Raw genomic sequence first — 13,653 nt, 5'->3', positions numbered from 1 at the left:
TATCCGTGAAAGGTGAGATTGCAATGCGAAACGCAGAGTTTGATAGGGCGCAGGTGCTCAGGGGGGCGATGGCCGCCTTTATGCACAAGGGATACACCAAAACCAGCATGCAGGATCTGACCCAAGCGACGGGGTTACATCCCGGCTCCATTTATTGCGCTTTTAGTAATAAGCGTGGATTGCTGATCGCCGCCATCGAGCAATATCAGCAGGATAGAAACGAGCAGTTCAAGCTTATCTTCTCCAATAGCTGGCCCGTGCTGGGGAATTTAAAGACCTACTTAGACAATATCGTGGTCGAATGTTTAAGCTGCGATAGCCAGCAAGCTTGTTTGCTCACTAAAGCCTTAAATGAAATTGCAGAGCAAGATGATGAAATCCAAAACATTATCAGTCAAAACCTCATGCTTTGGCAGTATGCGTTGACGGCACAATTTGAATTAGCGGCCTCCCAAGGGATGTTGCAAGGCGAGCTTAACAGTGAGCAGCGGGCGCAATACTTGATGATGGGCATTTATGGGTTAAGAACCTTTGCCCATACCCATCCGCAGGCGGAAATCCTGCAGCAATTGGCCGATAAATTGTTTGATGATGTCTGCAGATAAAAACGGCGTGCTTAGTTAGGCAGCCCCAAAAACGCAAAAAGGACGATAAATCCACTTATCGTCCTTTAAGTTTCAAGTGTTGCCAGTGCTATTTTTCGTTTTTATTAACCTATATTAGCCTGCGCAAATACCCGCTCACCGAGTGAGTTCAATATTTTACACTCACCTTCAAGCACGGCGATGATGGATTTTCCCTTACGAAAACTCGCAGGTATCATCACACGACCGGAATCGCTCACAGGTAAACCTTCTAACACCGCGTTGTGCATAATTAACCCGACTGGCGCGTCATAATACAAAACGGTAACTGTCGCTTGTGTTGCTTGCATAACTTTTAACTCACATTAAGCAGAATCTACTGCTATCGATCAAAGTGGCAAGAGTCTCCCTTCATCTCTTATAACAACAAAACTCCAAGATGCATTTTACCTTTTAAAATCAAAAAACTATAAAAACATCATGCGACAAGCCTAAATACAACCCTTAGGAAAATCTTAGCGCCATGAATATCCAGTTATTTAAGCACTTCGGCAAATAGATGCCAAACTATTTCTATTCTGTTAAGCAAATACGCGCCAAAGATCACAACTAGTCAACATTTTATTCTGCGTCGTTATGCACTAAACCTAGAATAAATACACTAATTAAGATTTCGCCTTAAATCCAACCCTAAAACCGCCCCAATGTTTGCCATTGACATAAATCGGGACGGACAAATCATGCATCACTTCCCCGGTATCTCGCTTATAGGTTTGCAGCAGCACAGGCTCAGTATGGGCGCCGCAGCGTATTCCGGTCGGGTCGTTAAACAAACGCTTAGTGCGATTATGTACCATATCAATTTCCACCTTACCGGTTAAGGCTTGGCTAAAGCGCTTATTGTGGGTTGGGAAATAACCTTTTCTATCCACGGCGCCGGCATACACTATCTCACTGTGCTTGGCGAGGATCGGCTCTTGTATGGCTGGAAAATGTTGATCGGTATAGCGGTCAAAGGCCGTGCTGTACTTTTGTGGCTGAGTATTCGCAATTGGTTGGTATTGTGGATTAAACAATTCAGTCTCGGTAAAACTACGATTCGCTAATCCCTGGGAGAGTTTTTCGCCACAGGCTTTAGCCGCTTCATTGGCGAGTAATAACACTTGTTGGTCAAAGGTATGGGTATCCCAATTCGCTAGGGCTCTGAAAATACCCTCAGTGGTTAATGACAGAGTAAACGCCTGTTCCGAGAGTTTGTGGCTTTGCTTGCCTGTGACGTTAAGGGAGTCGCGGATCTGGCTCACCGAACCACTTATCTCATTGGTGGTGTGGTTATATTGTTTGAGTGAATCTTCCATATCACCCAGAGCCCGCGCCGAATGGGTAACGGATGTCGAAATGTCGGTAAAGTGGCCATCGAGCGTCCCCATCGCCATCACCACATCGGCAGTTTGCGAGACCACCCGCTCCATCAGTCCCGAGGTTTTATCGGTTTCGGCGCGGATCTCGAGCAGCATCTTACCAATATCTTTGGTTGCGCCCGCCGTTTTGCCCGCAAGGCTGCGGACCTCATCGGCGACCACGGCAAAGCCACGCCCCTGCTCTCCTGCCCGTGCAGCCTCAATGGCGGCATTGAGAGCCAGTAAATTCGTTTGCTCGGCGACCGAGTTAATCACCTCGGTAATTTTTTGAATTTGTTCGGCTTTAGATTTTAGTGCTTGCACCTGCTGTGCGGCGGTATTGATGTCGCCACTGAGGGATTCAATCGCCGATACTCCTTTTTGGGCTTGGGTACGCCCCTGCACACTTAAACGCTCCGCCTCTTGAGTTTGCCCTAAAATATGCGTGGCATTGTCACCTAATAGCGCCGTGGTATGGCTTAACTGTGAAGCCGCCACCGCAATGGCACTGGCATGTTCGCCATTGGACTCGATGGATTTATTTAATAGGTCAATAAAATGCGACACCTCGGCCGAGCCAATCGCAATCTTACTGGTTTGTACGCTGATCTCATGCTCTGGCGAGTTAACTGATTTGAATGCCTTCGTTACTTGCTCAGATTTGGGCTTGTAATGGCTTACTAAGCGCTGCACTATCCACAGCACCCAAGCACAGACAATTCCCCCCAAGATCAGCGCCTGCGTGAAACCAGACAGTGCTATCGCGTTGAGAAGAAGGCTACTGAGTACGACTAAAACAAAGCTGAGCGCAATGGCGACTTTATGTTGTAATTCCATAATGTTTCTCACTGAATACACGCACTAGGGGAGTGAGAGAAGCGGACATTCACTGGCTATCCTTTGCCATTCGATTCGCAAAGCTTTGCGAAATAGGCAAGATCGAGAACGATATAGTGAGTCTATCCCTCTGACTAAATTGAACTATTCGCCCATAGGAAATATAAACTATCTTGCTATCATCAGCACTCTATCGCGCTTATGGCATTAGACCTTAGTATAGATATAACCGAATTGCCTATTTCCCCAAGCCAAAAGTGTCAGCAATAAATGCCATCTTAAAATGTGGTATCCATCGCTTTATCCGCAATAATTCCCGCGAGAGTGACTGCACAATCAGACTTAAAACTGCTAATATCGGCGCAATTTTTTTGAGCTAACGAGATCAAGATGGGCAGAGCATATCAAAACCGTAAAGAATCCATGGCGAAAACAGCTGGCCAGAAAACCCGCCTTTACTCGCGCTACGGTAAAGAAATTTACGTAGTCGCCAAGCAAGGTGGCGTTGAGCCAGACGGCAACTTATCACTTCGCCGTTTAATCGAACGCGCTAAGAAAGACCAAGTGCCAGCACACGTTATCGAACGTGCAATCGATAAAGCCAAAGGTGGCGGCGGTGAAGATTATGATACAGCCCGTTATGAAGGTTTCGGCCCAGGTAACTGCATGGTTATCGTGGACTGCTTAACCGACAACGTAAAACGTACCTTCACCGAAGTGCGTCAAGCCTTCGTGAAGAACGATGCCAAACTCGGCACCCCAGGCACTGTGGGCCATATGTTTGATCAATCTGCTGTTTTCGTATTCCCTGGTGAAGACGAAGATGCCATCCTCGAGATCCTGATGATGGCCGATGTCGATGTAAATGAAGTGGAAGTCGAAGACGGCATGATCAGTGTTATCGCGCCGCATACTGAGTTCTTCAAAGTCAAAACCGCACTGACAGATGCGATGCCAGACATCAACTTCGAAGTGGAAAACATCACCTTCGTACCACAGAACATGACGCCAGTATCGGGCGAAGATGTGGCTACATTTGATAAGTTTATCGCCGCATTAGAAGATTGTGACGACGTACAAAACGTGTATCACAACGCAGATATTCAAGAATAAGTTGATTACGATATCAGAGTCTTTGATATCAAAAAACGCAGCCTAAGGGCTGCGTTTTTGTTTGCGAGTATTAATGAAATTCAATATCCGCGCTCTTGGCTAAACGCACAAAGGCGCCCTGGAGCGTGACATTGTGGTGGGCAATAATTGCCTCTGCCGAGAGCTGCGCCGTATCCATACAAGTGTGCGCATCGGCGGCTAACACCACCTGCCAGCCAAGTTCCGCCGCAATTCGGCAAGTGGTATCGATACAATACTGGGTTTTCATCCCCACTATCACCAGCTCACTTATCCCCTCATGGGTTAATGCCTCTGCCAATCCAGTTTGATAAAAACAACTTGGCTTGGTTTTATCAAAGATATTATCCAGCTGCGGATTAATCGCTAAGGATTCAATCAATTGCCAATTTTCCGTTCCGGCAGCAATCGGGGAACCTTCAGGCCCCGTATGGCGAACCGCCCAAATCGGTGCACCAGCCTCACGGGCGTTGGCAATTAAGAGATTGATATTATTAAGCACCTGTTCCCGATTAAAGGGCGGCGCATCGGCGTAAAACAGTCCCTGCTGCATATCAATAATTAACAGCGCAGTTTTAGGCAAGCTCATGTTATCCATCACATTCTCCAGCGTTATTGCCCAAAAGACGGAAAAAACAACCCCGCCACTTTGGGCGGGGTTGAGTAATCGATTTTTAGGCACAAATCGCTACGCACGCACCGCCGAAGCAGTTGTGGTCGTAGTGTGGGTGAAGTAAACGGCAAATTTGTGCATAAGGCCAAACTATGCCAGCCGCTTAAGAAGATCAAGCCAAGATTGATGACATTTTAATGAAATAAATCAAATTACTGATAAACCAACTGACACTGAAATAGTGTCACATTTGCCATAGTGACTTAGTGGCTTATGAGCTTAGTGATTTAGTGACTTATTGAATTCTTGCCTTAGAATGGATGGCAGCATGAATAACAGGAAACCAATCAGTGCAGGGAAATCGATTTATTAGAGCAGAAACAATGCTGATTGGCGCAGGCAGCCTCACCTGGGCGCTTATCGCTTGGCTAGGGCTCAATCAGGATATGCAAGCTAATCTCCCCATACTCGCGACCTTTAGCCATCTCACCCTGTATACCTTATTTATTCTGCTCTTCTTGTTATTAACGACGCAGGATTTCCCCCGAAAAAACCTTAATCTAAGCAGGCTGTTAAGCAACGCACTCGTCGGCTGCGTCTTCGGATTGATGCTCTTGAGTCAACACCCATTACTGCCCATTCTACTGGTAATTTGGGCCTCGCTCTTACCAGAGTTTTTTAGCCGCCGCGCCGCAGTAGCACAGATCCTGTTAGCTAATATTGGTTATTACCTGATCCTGCATACACAAACCTCAAACAGTGTGATGATTAATGTGCTTATTTATATGGGGTTTCAGCTGTTTGCCTACAGCAGTAGCCAAGCGAGATTGTCAGAGCGCGAGTCTCGCCGAATACAGGAACAGCTTAATCAACAACTTATCGCCACGAGAGCCTTGCTGAGCCAAACCAGCGAGCAGCAAGAAAGATTGAGGATCTCACGGGATTTGCACGATATTCTCGGCCACCAGCTCACGGCATTATCACTGCAACTTGAGCTCTTAAGTCATCAGGCGCCTGCGGAGCTCAAACCCACAGTCAATCAGAGTAAATCGCTGGCCAAGGAATTATTAGAGAGTATTCGCGCCGTGGTTCGGGCGCAGCGGGTGAATATTGGCCTCGATTTAACGCCGCCGCTCGATGCCATTGCAAGCCGTTTGCCCAATGTTAGCCTGCGGTATGAATCATTAATGCCGCTCCAATCGACTGAACTGGCCCAAGCCTTATTGCTGGTGTTGCAGGAAGGGATCAGTAATGCAGTGCGCCATGGCAAGGCCAATCAGCTCACGCTGTCGATGCAAGAGGAGCAAGCCGAGCTTATCATTCGCCTTAAAGATAATGGCCAAGGGATAAGCCAAAGCGCCTCTCAGGGCGTTGGCCTAAGTAGCATGCTGGAAAGGTTATCGCCTTTTCACGGCAGCGCACGTTTGCAACCCAATGACATAAGCGAAGATGGTTCGCACGCCCAAGGCTGCTCGCTAATAATTAGTCTGCCGCGCAGCAACGCAGCGTAAAATGGCATTAATAATGAAACAGTTAACCAAGGAATAAGTCACATTCATGGAAAGTCAGCAAATAATGACCGAAGATTATCCGCCAGCGCCTCGCACGATTAGAGTGGGATTAGTGGAAGATCAGCAATTGGTGCGTCAGGGCATCGCCAGCCTGATTGCCATCTCACACCATATCGAGGTGATTTGGCAGGCCGAGAATGGTCAAGAGGCGCTGAAACTGCTGCAAACAGATGCCGTAGATGTGTTGCTAAGCGATATACGCATGCCAGTGCTCGATGGTATCAGTCTGTTAAAACAGCTTCGCGCCGCAAAAAATCCCCTACCTGTGATTATGTTAACCACCTTTGATGACAGCGAATTGTTTTTAAATAGCTTGCAAGCAGGCGCAAATGGTTTCTTATTGAAGGATGTGTCACTGGATAAATTACTGCATGCCATTGAAACCGTCGCTCAGGGCGGACACTTGATAGAACCTTCAGTGCTTGAACAGATGCAGCAATCCTCGCCAACGGCGCAAAGCGGGCCGACTCACGGCTTATTATCCGATCGCGAGCGGGAGATCTTAGGCTTTATGGCGGGGGGATTTTCCAATAAAGAAATCGCCAATGCGGTATTTCTGGCCGAAGGCACGGTCAAAAACCATGTCTCCACCATACTGGCTAAACTCGATTGCCGTGACCGCACCCAAGCCGTGCTAAAGGGATTGCAGCTTTCTTTGATTTAAGAAATTACAGCAAGTTTAAGGCAACGGGCTTTAAATACCTTGGCTTAAATGCCTTGGTTCTAAATTTTTGACTTGAACTAATTGGTTTAAGCCAAATCGCAGCCAGTAAAGAATCCGCCTTCTTAGAAGGCGGCTTTGATTTGCCCCTAGAAGGGGCAATTTCCTTACACCTACTTCATCTGTAACGACAATTGAGCCTCATACTCTAAATCTTGATTGTCTTGATGACGAACATAGCGTCTTATGATTTCCTCATTTACGCCTACCGTATCAACAAAGTAACCTCTCGCCCAAAAGCTATTTCCCCATAACTTTTTGCGAACATGAGGGAATTTGTTAAAAAGCCTTATTGCACTCCTACCCTTCAATACCCCCATTAATGTGGATACTGACAACTTTGGGGGAATTATCACGACTAGATGCACATGATCTATCTGGACGTTTAATTCTAAGACCTCACAACTTTTCATATTGCATAGAATATAAATCGACCTGTATAACTCTTTACCGAGGTTACCTTTTAGAATTTTGAATCTGTACTTAGGCGTCCAAACGATATGATATTTACAACGCCAGTAAACATGTGATGAACTTCTGTAATCGCCCATGTTTCTAGTTTCCTCTTACTTGTGGTGAATAAGAAGGTCTCTTTTAACATGGGCGTTATTCAGGCTATAGCCTTAAGGGACAATCACCACCGCCAGAGGCGGTGGTTTTGGGATGACAATAAAAAAGGGCCAACAGGCCCTTTTTTATTGCATCCTAAAAGTTAATCCCTAGCGCAAATCCATCTCTTGGATAATTTCGTGGGCGATTGGCGGCGTAGTGCAGGTTGGCTTTTCATGTAAGTCCGCCTTTAACTGGCCTTTACGGTGTTTGAGTGCAGCATCGAGTTTTTTCGCTGCGGCGGCAATCGCGGGATACATGATTTCATCCGTACCCGAGGCTGAGATGCGACTGCCTTCATAATTCGTTCTAATTTCAACCTGAAACTCGCCATGCTCCTTAGCAATAATGATATCGAGGCCGATCAATGTGGGGAAATGAGTGGCGATTTTAGAAAACTTTTCGTTAACGTGTTCTTTTACAGAATCAGTAACATCGACATGGTGACCAGAAAGATTAATTTTCATAGGTTGTCCCTTTTAGTGTCTTTACTTTTTTTCGCTTCACTATTAGAGCTTGGGGCATGGCAAATAAAACACAAGCCCCCTAGACAAATATTTCGACTGAAACGGGTATTAGCCGTCGCTAAATGTGAGACCAATCAAAGAAATAGCAATTGAAGGGAACTTTAAAAATGAGTAACTGGTTGATTTATAATCGACTATAAATATAAACCAACCAGCAACGTGACTAGATTTAATACTTACGCTGTACGCTCTGCTGCCAAAATTGTTGCGACAGGTGATGAGTTTTAGTCGATAAGCGCGATACCTGATCGCCCCTCGCCGCCGCATCCTGTGTCTGTTGTAAGCTCTGCTGGGCCAAATCGCTGATCACATGGATAGCACGGCTAATTTCCGCCGCCACCGACGTCTGTTGCGTCATTGCCGCCGCATTGTCATCGCTTAAGGAATTGATTCTCGCAATAGAAGATAACAGCTCGCCAAAGGCAACACTGGCATCCTGCGCTAAGGAGACTGAACGCTTAACTTGCTCCTGTCCGGCCGTCATGGTCGATGTGGCCCTTTGGGTGCTGTCTTTAAAGCGACTGACAATCTGCTCAATTTGCGAAGTCGACTGGCTGGTTCGGCTAGATAACTGCCGCACCTCGTCGGCAACAACAGCAAAGCCGCGGCCACTTTCCCCCGCACGCGCCGCTTCAATCGCCGCATTGAGTGCTAACAGATTGGTTTGATCGGCGATGGAGCGGATCACTTCTAACACTTGATGAATCGCTTGGCTATCCTGCTCAATCGTTTGTACCACATCGGAAAAATGGCTCACCTGCACACTCAGTTGATGTATCGCCTCGATAACGGTTTCAAGCCGTGAGTGACCACGCTGCGCCGCCTGATGACTAGAAACCATCTCGGATGCGGTGCGGTGGATATTGTCCGTCACTTCCGCAAAACTGGCACTCATTTGCTCCATCGCGGTTGCCGCCTGCGTGGTCTGCGCGCTCTGGCTATCTGCATGCTCCCAGGTATTAGTGATGGTTTGTTTAAGATTGACACTCTGCTCTTGGATCTCACTGGCAGAATCCGCCATTCGGCCGACTACGCCGCCAATTTCGGTAATTAAAAATCGCAGGGCAAGATCAATTTTACCGATTTCATCCTGTCTGCCAGTGTAAACGCCCATAGCAACAGGGTCATCGATAATATTACTGGCCACCTGCACTAATTCCTGAAAAGGCCGCATAAGCATGTACCACAGGCCCCAAGCAATCAGCCCACCGGCTAGCACAGCTAAGATGGGTGAATAAGTTGCTAAGGATGCGGTTAACGCGATAGTAAATAACATCGCCGTGAGGACTTTCCCGCCAAATCCTAAGCGGTCTTTTTTTAATGCTTTAGGCTGTTTACCTTGATTGATCCCTTGATAGATCTCTTCGGCAGCTTTGATTTGATCTGGAGTCGCTTGGCGACGAACCGATTGATACTCATGGATTTTTCCGTTCTCATATACTGGTGCGACATAGGCATTGACCCAATAATAGCCCCCTGTTTTGGTTCTATTTTTAACAATGCCCATCCAAGGTTTACCGCTTCTTATCCGCTCCCAAAGCATTTTAAAAGCAGCGGCGGGCATATCGCCATGGCGGACTATGTTATGTGGGCTTCCCTGCAACTCGGCAACGCTATATTCACTGATCTGCGAAAAGGTCTGGTTAACATACTTAATGTTGCCCTTCAGATCGGTCGTCGAGAGGAGAATAGCGTTTTCGGAGAGGTGTTTTTCACCATTTTTTGAATGTGTTTGCATAGGGCGCACTAACGGATTCCATGTGAAAGTTGCGCCGCATTTTGCCAAAATGACAGAATGCCTGCTTTGATTAAGCTCACAATGGCAGCATAAAAATTAACCAAATTCTAAACAAGTAAGATCAATCACATCAACAAAACCAAACATTTGTGACAGATTGCACATTGCTGAATTATTCCTGCGCAAACGAGTCCGGCGTGATTTCGCCCCGTCACAAATACGTTAAGGATCTCACAGATAAACGCAAATGATATTGTTTATCATTTAAATAAACTGAGTTATACTCCAAACCGAGTAGCAACTCTCCTTTGCTCATGCACCCAAGTGGACAGGGTTAGGCATAAGTACAATCAATGGAGTGGTATGCGTGACATGGCAGGTCGCCATAACGGTTTTAATATTGACTGAAATAAGCAGCACTTATGTCTCATATCCCAGTATCAGATACACCTTCAGCAACTTCGGCAGCTTCAACTGCCGCTGTAACGGGTTATTTTCAAGCAGCCTTACGCTGGTTTAAGCAAGATCAAACCCAGTTTGGTTTTCAAGTGTTTGTTCGCGCCAGTGCCGCCTTGTTAGCGGGCTATATTGCGGCGGCAACACTAGCCTGTTTACTGACGCAAGTACTGCCTATGTCTCGATTTGAGAGCACATTAACGGCCAATATGTTGGCATTTTTGTTTTATGCCATCGCGATAATTTATGCCTTCTGCGTGCGTAAAACTTGGCATGCGTGGCGGGATCTCACGCTATTTAGTCTCCTGTGTTTTGCTCTGCTTAAGGTGTGTGGACAATAAGATGAAAGAAACCTTTTTTAGAACCCTATCCTGGCTACATACTTGGGCGGGTTTACTCGTATGCTGGGTGTTATTGCTGATCTTTTTTGCTGGCAGCCTGAGTTATTTCCGCCATGAGATGAGCCTATGGGCCGAGCCAGAGCTTCACCGCGGGGCTTTTCAGGACTATCAAGTTGACCAAGTAGCCAACCAACTTGAGAAGGGACAAAGCTATATTGAAACGCATTCAGCCCCTACCACACAGCGCTGGTTAATTAACTTCCCAACAGAACGCAGCCCGATGTTGAGCTTTGCTTGGCAACTGCCGCCTGAAAAGGGGCAACGCCGTGGCAAAATCGAGCAACATACCGCACTGGCCGATGGTAGTGGCGTCATCACCGATGTCCGCGATAGCCGTGGTGGTGACTTCTTCTATCGTTTACATTTCGACCTGCACTATATGTCCGCCATTACGGCGCGTTACATTGTGGGTGTCTGCACCATGTTTATGCTGATTGCCCTTATCAGCGGCATCGTTATCCACAAGCGTATCTTTAAAGACCTATTTAGCTTTCGCCAGAACAAGGGCGCGCGCTCTTGGTTAGATGCCCATAATGTCAGCTCAGTGATTGCCCTACCCTACCATTTGATGATCACTTATACCGGCCTCATTACCTTAATGTTGATGTATATTCCATGGACGGTGAGCACAGCTTATCCTGAGGATAATCAAGCCTTTTTAAAAGAACTCAATCCTGCAAGACAAACAGAAAAAGCTTCGGGCATTCAGGCAGAGCAAGTGCGCTTAAGCCAACTGCTACCCCAAGTTCAGGCTAAATGGGGCGATGCGCCTATTAAGCAGGTGATTGTTTCTTATCCTAAAGATCAAAATAGCCAAGTCACCTTCTACCAAAATACTGGCAAAGAGGTCACCGATGAGTCATCAATCTTAGTCTTTAACGGCGTGACCGGTGAACTCAAATACGCCAGCCCCCATGAAGTGTCGGGAACCGTCACCACGTACGACACTATGATGTCGCTGCATACCGCGCGGTTTGCTGCGCCACTGCTGCGTATTTTGTTCTTCTTCTGCGGCTTACTCGGTTGTGCCATGGTGGCATCAGGCACCTTAATGTGGGCGATTCGTCTACGCCAGAAACAGCAAAAAGCAATCGATAAAGGTGAAAAAGCAAGCCGTGGTTTGCGTTTAGTCGAAGGCTTAAACTTCATGTTTATCTTAGGCTTGCCCTTGGGCGCGGCAGCGTTTTTCTATGCCAATCGCCTGTTACCCGTCGGTTTTGCGACTCGCTCTGCTTGGGAGGTTCACAGCTTCTTTATCGCCCTCGCGGCAATGGGCGTTTGGGCATTTTTCGGTAGAAGCAGACGCCATTGGCAATTGGCCTTAATGATAATCGGAGTACTTTATTGTGCGCTGCCGGTACTGAACGCATTTACCTCGCCAAGCCACTTTATTGACAATATCCGCAGCCAACAATGGGCACTGGTGGGGTTTGATATAGTCGCTCTACTACTGGGCAGTGCGATGTTATTTGCCAGTACACGACTCTCTGCTGTGGTCAAAACCCTGCAAAAACCGAGTCGAAAAAATACGGCAACAGCTGAAAAAGTCACAAGAAAACAGCCAGCTCCGAGTTATGCTAACGAACTTGCCTCGTCGTCTCCCTTGGAGGAAGCAAAATCATGATGCCAGAATTTATCCCTATGCTCGGCATTCTCGGGCTTAGTTATCTCTCCCTTGCGCTGTTTGCGTTAGCCAAGTTTGGCCATTTTAAGGATGTGTTTAAACGCCCACCGTCACAATGGCAGAGCCGCCTGTTAACCCTGTTTGCTTGGCTGTTATTAATCATCAGCTTAAGTACCTGCGCCCACGGGCAAGGCTGGGCCTATGGCAGCATTCTGTTTATGGGGCTCATCTCGCTAGCCGCCATGTTAGTGATTTTGACCCTAAGCTACAGCCCACGCCACCTTCCCATTGGGATTGTCACTGGCAGTGTACTGACTGGCAGCTTGCTGTTAAGTGGTGGGCTCTAAACCGTTTCACTGGTGGCGCACTAAACTGTGCGCCCCATGCTGGAGAAGTCTTTTTAGCTAAGCTATAGTGCCCTGATGTCCTGCTATGAGGAGAAAAACATGGGCTTTAACTTAACGGTGAATTGGCAAACCTCTCCAGCCGAAGAAGGCGAATTCTGCCGTGACCACAGCATTACGTTTGGCAGCGGTCAAACAATTCAGGCCTCTTCTGCCCCCGAATATAAGGGTAATGAACATTTGGTGAATCCAGAGGAAAGCCTGCTCGCGGCGCTATCTTCATGCCATATGCTGACCTTCCTCGCCATCGCGCACCTCAAACGCCTCCCAGTATTATCTTATATCGATGAGGCATCCGCTGAGCTGGGTAAAAATGACGAAGGTAGGCTTGCCGTCACCAAAATGATTTTAAATCCTAAGGTGGTGTTTGCCGAAGGTGTTGAGGTTTCAGCTGAAACTCTTGAGAAAATTCACGAGAAAGCACACGCAAACTGCTTTATCGCCAATACGTTAGCGACAGATATTCAAATTAAGTTTTAACGATTTTGGGCAAGTTTATCACGATGAACTTGCCCTCTCCGATTACCCATTCCGCACCTCGTTCAGCTTAGCTCAAGCTCGGTTACCGTATGATAGCGCCATATCTCACGCTCACACTCGAGGTTAGCCATGCAGATCCAAGCCTATCGTAATACCGCAGCACCCTATCAGCAGCCAGCGACAACAGCCGCGACGACTACGGCATCAGCCGCACCCGCCAGCGCGAGCACTGTGACCCTATCTAATGAAGCGAAACAACTGTCGCAGGTGGACCCGATCCCACAACCTCATGCGCCAGACTTAAGCAAAGTGAAGGCGGGTGTTGAGCAATATGCTCATATTCAAGCGACCAAAATGAAGTATCAGGTCGCATCGGACATGGTCAATATCGCGATGGGAACGAACGATGGGATTTCGGCTCCCACGGCTTACTATTTGAGTCACAACGATTCGGCTAGAGCTGCAACTGTGGGGCAATCAACAACAGGTCAACACCCTGCAAGCCTATGTTGATGCTAGCGAAAGCATTAATGAGTGGGCATAAAAAAAGGTGTTGT

Annotated in this window: 15 protein-coding genes; 9 read left to right on the top strand and 6 right to left on the bottom strand. The window is 47.3% G+C overall.

Going from position 1 to position 13,653, the window contains the following annotated elements; all coding sequences use genetic code 11:
* Nucleotides 1-23: 23 nt before the first annotated feature.
* Entirely contained in the window at nt 24-605 is a 582-nt protein-coding gene (locus tag N7386_RS05990) for a TetR/AcrR family transcriptional regulator (protein WP_261731572.1), read from the top strand.
* Nucleotides 606-709: 104 nt separating this feature from the next.
* Here the strand turns inward: N7386_RS05990 and N7386_RS05985 are convergent, their stop codons facing one another.
* The gene (locus N7386_RS05985; protein WP_011621944.1) at nt 710-934 is read right to left on the bottom strand and encodes a TIGR02922 family protein; all 225 of its coding nucleotides are present in this window, start codon (nt 932-934) and stop codon (nt 710-712) included.
* Nucleotides 935-1,249: 315 nt separating this feature from the next.
* Nucleotides 1,250-2,821 (bottom strand): methyl-accepting chemotaxis protein, encoded by a 1,572-nt coding sequence (locus N7386_RS05980; protein ID WP_261731573.1) that lies wholly within the window; start codon nt 2,819-2,821, stop codon nt 1,250-1,252.
* 390 nt (nt 2,822-3,211) lie between these two features.
* Between N7386_RS05980 and N7386_RS05975 the strand changes: the two genes are divergently transcribed.
* Nucleotides 3,212-3,934 (top strand): YebC/PmpR family DNA-binding transcriptional regulator, encoded by a 723-nt coding sequence (locus N7386_RS05975; RefSeq protein ID WP_088212097.1) that lies wholly within the window; start codon nt 3,212-3,214, stop codon nt 3,932-3,934.
* A 70-nt stretch (nt 3,935-4,004) separates the two neighbouring features.
* Here the strand turns inward: N7386_RS05975 and N7386_RS05970 are convergent, their stop codons facing one another.
* Nucleotides 4,005-4,550, bottom strand: coding sequence for a cysteine hydrolase family protein (locus N7386_RS05970; RefSeq protein WP_279767437.1), 546 nt, complete (start codon nt 4,548-4,550; stop codon nt 4,005-4,007).
* Between the two features lie 365 nt (nt 4,551-4,915).
* Here N7386_RS05970 and N7386_RS05965 point away from each other — a divergent pair, with 365 nt between their 5' ends.
* Entirely contained in the window at nt 4,916-6,076 is a 1,161-nt protein-coding gene (locus N7386_RS05965) for a histidine kinase (RefSeq protein ID WP_279767436.1), read from the top strand.
* 46 nt (nt 6,077-6,122) lie between these two features.
* Entirely contained in the window at nt 6,123-6,800 is a 678-nt protein-coding gene (locus tag N7386_RS05960; protein WP_279767434.1) for a response regulator transcription factor, read from the top strand.
* A gap of 170 nt (nt 6,801-6,970) precedes the next feature.
* Here the strand turns inward: N7386_RS05960 and tnpA are convergent, their stop codons facing one another.
* The 3 genes from tnpA to N7386_RS05945 form a co-directional block, all read right to left on the bottom strand.
* Nucleotides 6,971-7,408, bottom strand: coding sequence for an IS200/IS605 family transposase (tnpA, locus tag N7386_RS05955; RefSeq protein ID WP_279767432.1), 438 nt, complete (start codon nt 7,406-7,408; stop codon nt 6,971-6,973).
* Between the two features lie 168 nt (nt 7,409-7,576).
* Nucleotides 7,577-7,933: a ribosome-associated translation inhibitor RaiA gene (raiA, locus tag N7386_RS05950; protein ID WP_023266557.1), complete on the bottom strand. Its 357-nt coding sequence runs from the start codon at nt 7,931-7,933 to the stop codon at nt 7,577-7,579.
* Nucleotides 7,934-8,162: 229 nt separating this feature from the next.
* Nucleotides 8,163-9,731, bottom strand: coding sequence for a PAS domain-containing methyl-accepting chemotaxis protein (locus N7386_RS05945; protein ID WP_279767430.1), 1,569 nt, complete (start codon nt 9,729-9,731; stop codon nt 8,163-8,165).
* 422 nt (nt 9,732-10,153) lie between these two features.
* Between N7386_RS05945 and N7386_RS05940 the strand changes: the two genes are divergently transcribed.
* The 5 genes from N7386_RS05940 (at nt 10,154) to N7386_RS05920 (ending at nt 13,609) form a co-directional block, all read left to right on the top strand.
* Complete coding sequence (locus tag N7386_RS05940) at nt 10,154-10,528, top strand: DUF3649 domain-containing protein (RefSeq protein WP_088210788.1); 375 nt, start codon at nt 10,154-10,156, stop codon at nt 10,526-10,528.
* A 1-nt stretch (nt 10,529) separates the two neighbouring features.
* The gene (locus N7386_RS05935) at nt 10,530-12,212 is read left to right on the top strand and encodes a PepSY-associated TM helix domain-containing protein (protein WP_279767428.1); all 1,683 of its coding nucleotides are present in this window, start codon (nt 10,530-10,532) and stop codon (nt 12,210-12,212) included.
* Nucleotides 12,209-12,559 carry a DUF3325 domain-containing protein gene (locus N7386_RS05930; protein WP_279767427.1) on the top strand — a complete coding sequence of 117 codons (351 nt, stop codon included), beginning with the start codon at nt 12,209-12,211 and terminating at the stop codon, nt 12,557-12,559. Before N7386_RS05935 ends, N7386_RS05930 begins: the two co-directional genes overlap by 4 nt.
* 99 nt (nt 12,560-12,658) lie before the next feature.
* Nucleotides 12,659-13,096: an OsmC family protein gene (locus N7386_RS05925; protein ID WP_220054974.1), complete on the top strand. Its 438-nt coding sequence runs from the start codon at nt 12,659-12,661 to the stop codon at nt 13,094-13,096.
* A gap of 129 nt (nt 13,097-13,225) precedes the next feature.
* A complete protein-coding gene (locus N7386_RS05920; RefSeq protein WP_279767426.1) occupies nt 13,226-13,609 on the top strand; it encodes a hypothetical protein in 384 nt (127 codons plus the stop codon).
* Nucleotides 13,610-13,653 lie beyond the last annotated feature (44 nt).

The sequence above is a fragment of the Shewanella sp. GD04112 genome (assembly GCF_029835735.1).
GTDB lineage: Bacteria > Pseudomonadota > Gammaproteobacteria > Enterobacterales > Shewanellaceae > Shewanella.
Note: the sequence above shows the minus strand (reverse complement) of the source record. Positions and strands in the feature narration are given on the sequence as shown.

What these genes read in the sequence shown, in the direction of transcription:
- N7386_RS05990 (WP_261731572.1), top strand. Translation starts at nt 24, where the DNA reads ATGCGAAACGCAGAGTTTGATAGGGCGCAGGTGCTCAGGGGGGCGATG.
- N7386_RS05985 (WP_011621944.1), bottom strand. Translation starts at nt 934, where the DNA reads ATGCAAGCAACACAAGCGACAGTTACCGTTTTGTATTATGACGCGCCA.
- N7386_RS05980 (WP_261731573.1), bottom strand. Translation starts at nt 2,821, where the DNA reads ATGGAATTACAACATAAAGTCGCCATTGCGCTCAGCTTTGTTTTAGTC.
- N7386_RS05975 (WP_088212097.1), top strand. Translation starts at nt 3,212, where the DNA reads ATGGGCAGAGCATATCAAAACCGTAAAGAATCCATGGCGAAAACAGCT.
- N7386_RS05970 (WP_279767437.1), bottom strand. Translation starts at nt 4,550, where the DNA reads ATGGATAACATGAGCTTGCCTAAAACTGCGCTGTTAATTATTGATATG.
- N7386_RS05960 (WP_279767434.1), top strand. Translation starts at nt 6,123, where the DNA reads ATGGAAAGTCAGCAAATAATGACCGAAGATTATCCGCCAGCGCCTCGC.
- tnpA (WP_279767432.1), bottom strand. Translation starts at nt 7,408, where the DNA reads ATGGGCGATTACAGAAGTTCATCACATGTTTACTGGCGTTGTAAATAT.
- raiA (WP_023266557.1), bottom strand. Translation starts at nt 7,933, where the DNA reads ATGAAAATTAATCTTTCTGGTCACCATGTCGATGTTACTGATTCTGTA.
- N7386_RS05945 (WP_279767430.1), bottom strand. Translation starts at nt 9,731, where the DNA reads ATGCAAACACATTCAAAAAATGGTGAAAAACACCTCTCCGAAAACGCT.
- N7386_RS05940 (WP_088210788.1), top strand. Translation starts at nt 10,154, where the DNA reads ATGTCTCATATCCCAGTATCAGATACACCTTCAGCAACTTCGGCAGCT.
- N7386_RS05935 (WP_279767428.1), top strand. Translation starts at nt 10,530, where the DNA reads ATGAAAGAAACCTTTTTTAGAACCCTATCCTGGCTACATACTTGGGCG.
- N7386_RS05930 (WP_279767427.1), top strand. Translation starts at nt 12,209, where the DNA reads ATGATGCCAGAATTTATCCCTATGCTCGGCATTCTCGGGCTTAGTTAT.
- N7386_RS05925 (WP_220054974.1), top strand. Translation starts at nt 12,659, where the DNA reads ATGGGCTTTAACTTAACGGTGAATTGGCAAACCTCTCCAGCCGAAGAA.
- N7386_RS05920 (WP_279767426.1), top strand. Translation starts at nt 13,226, where the DNA reads ATGCAGATCCAAGCCTATCGTAATACCGCAGCACCCTATCAGCAGCCA.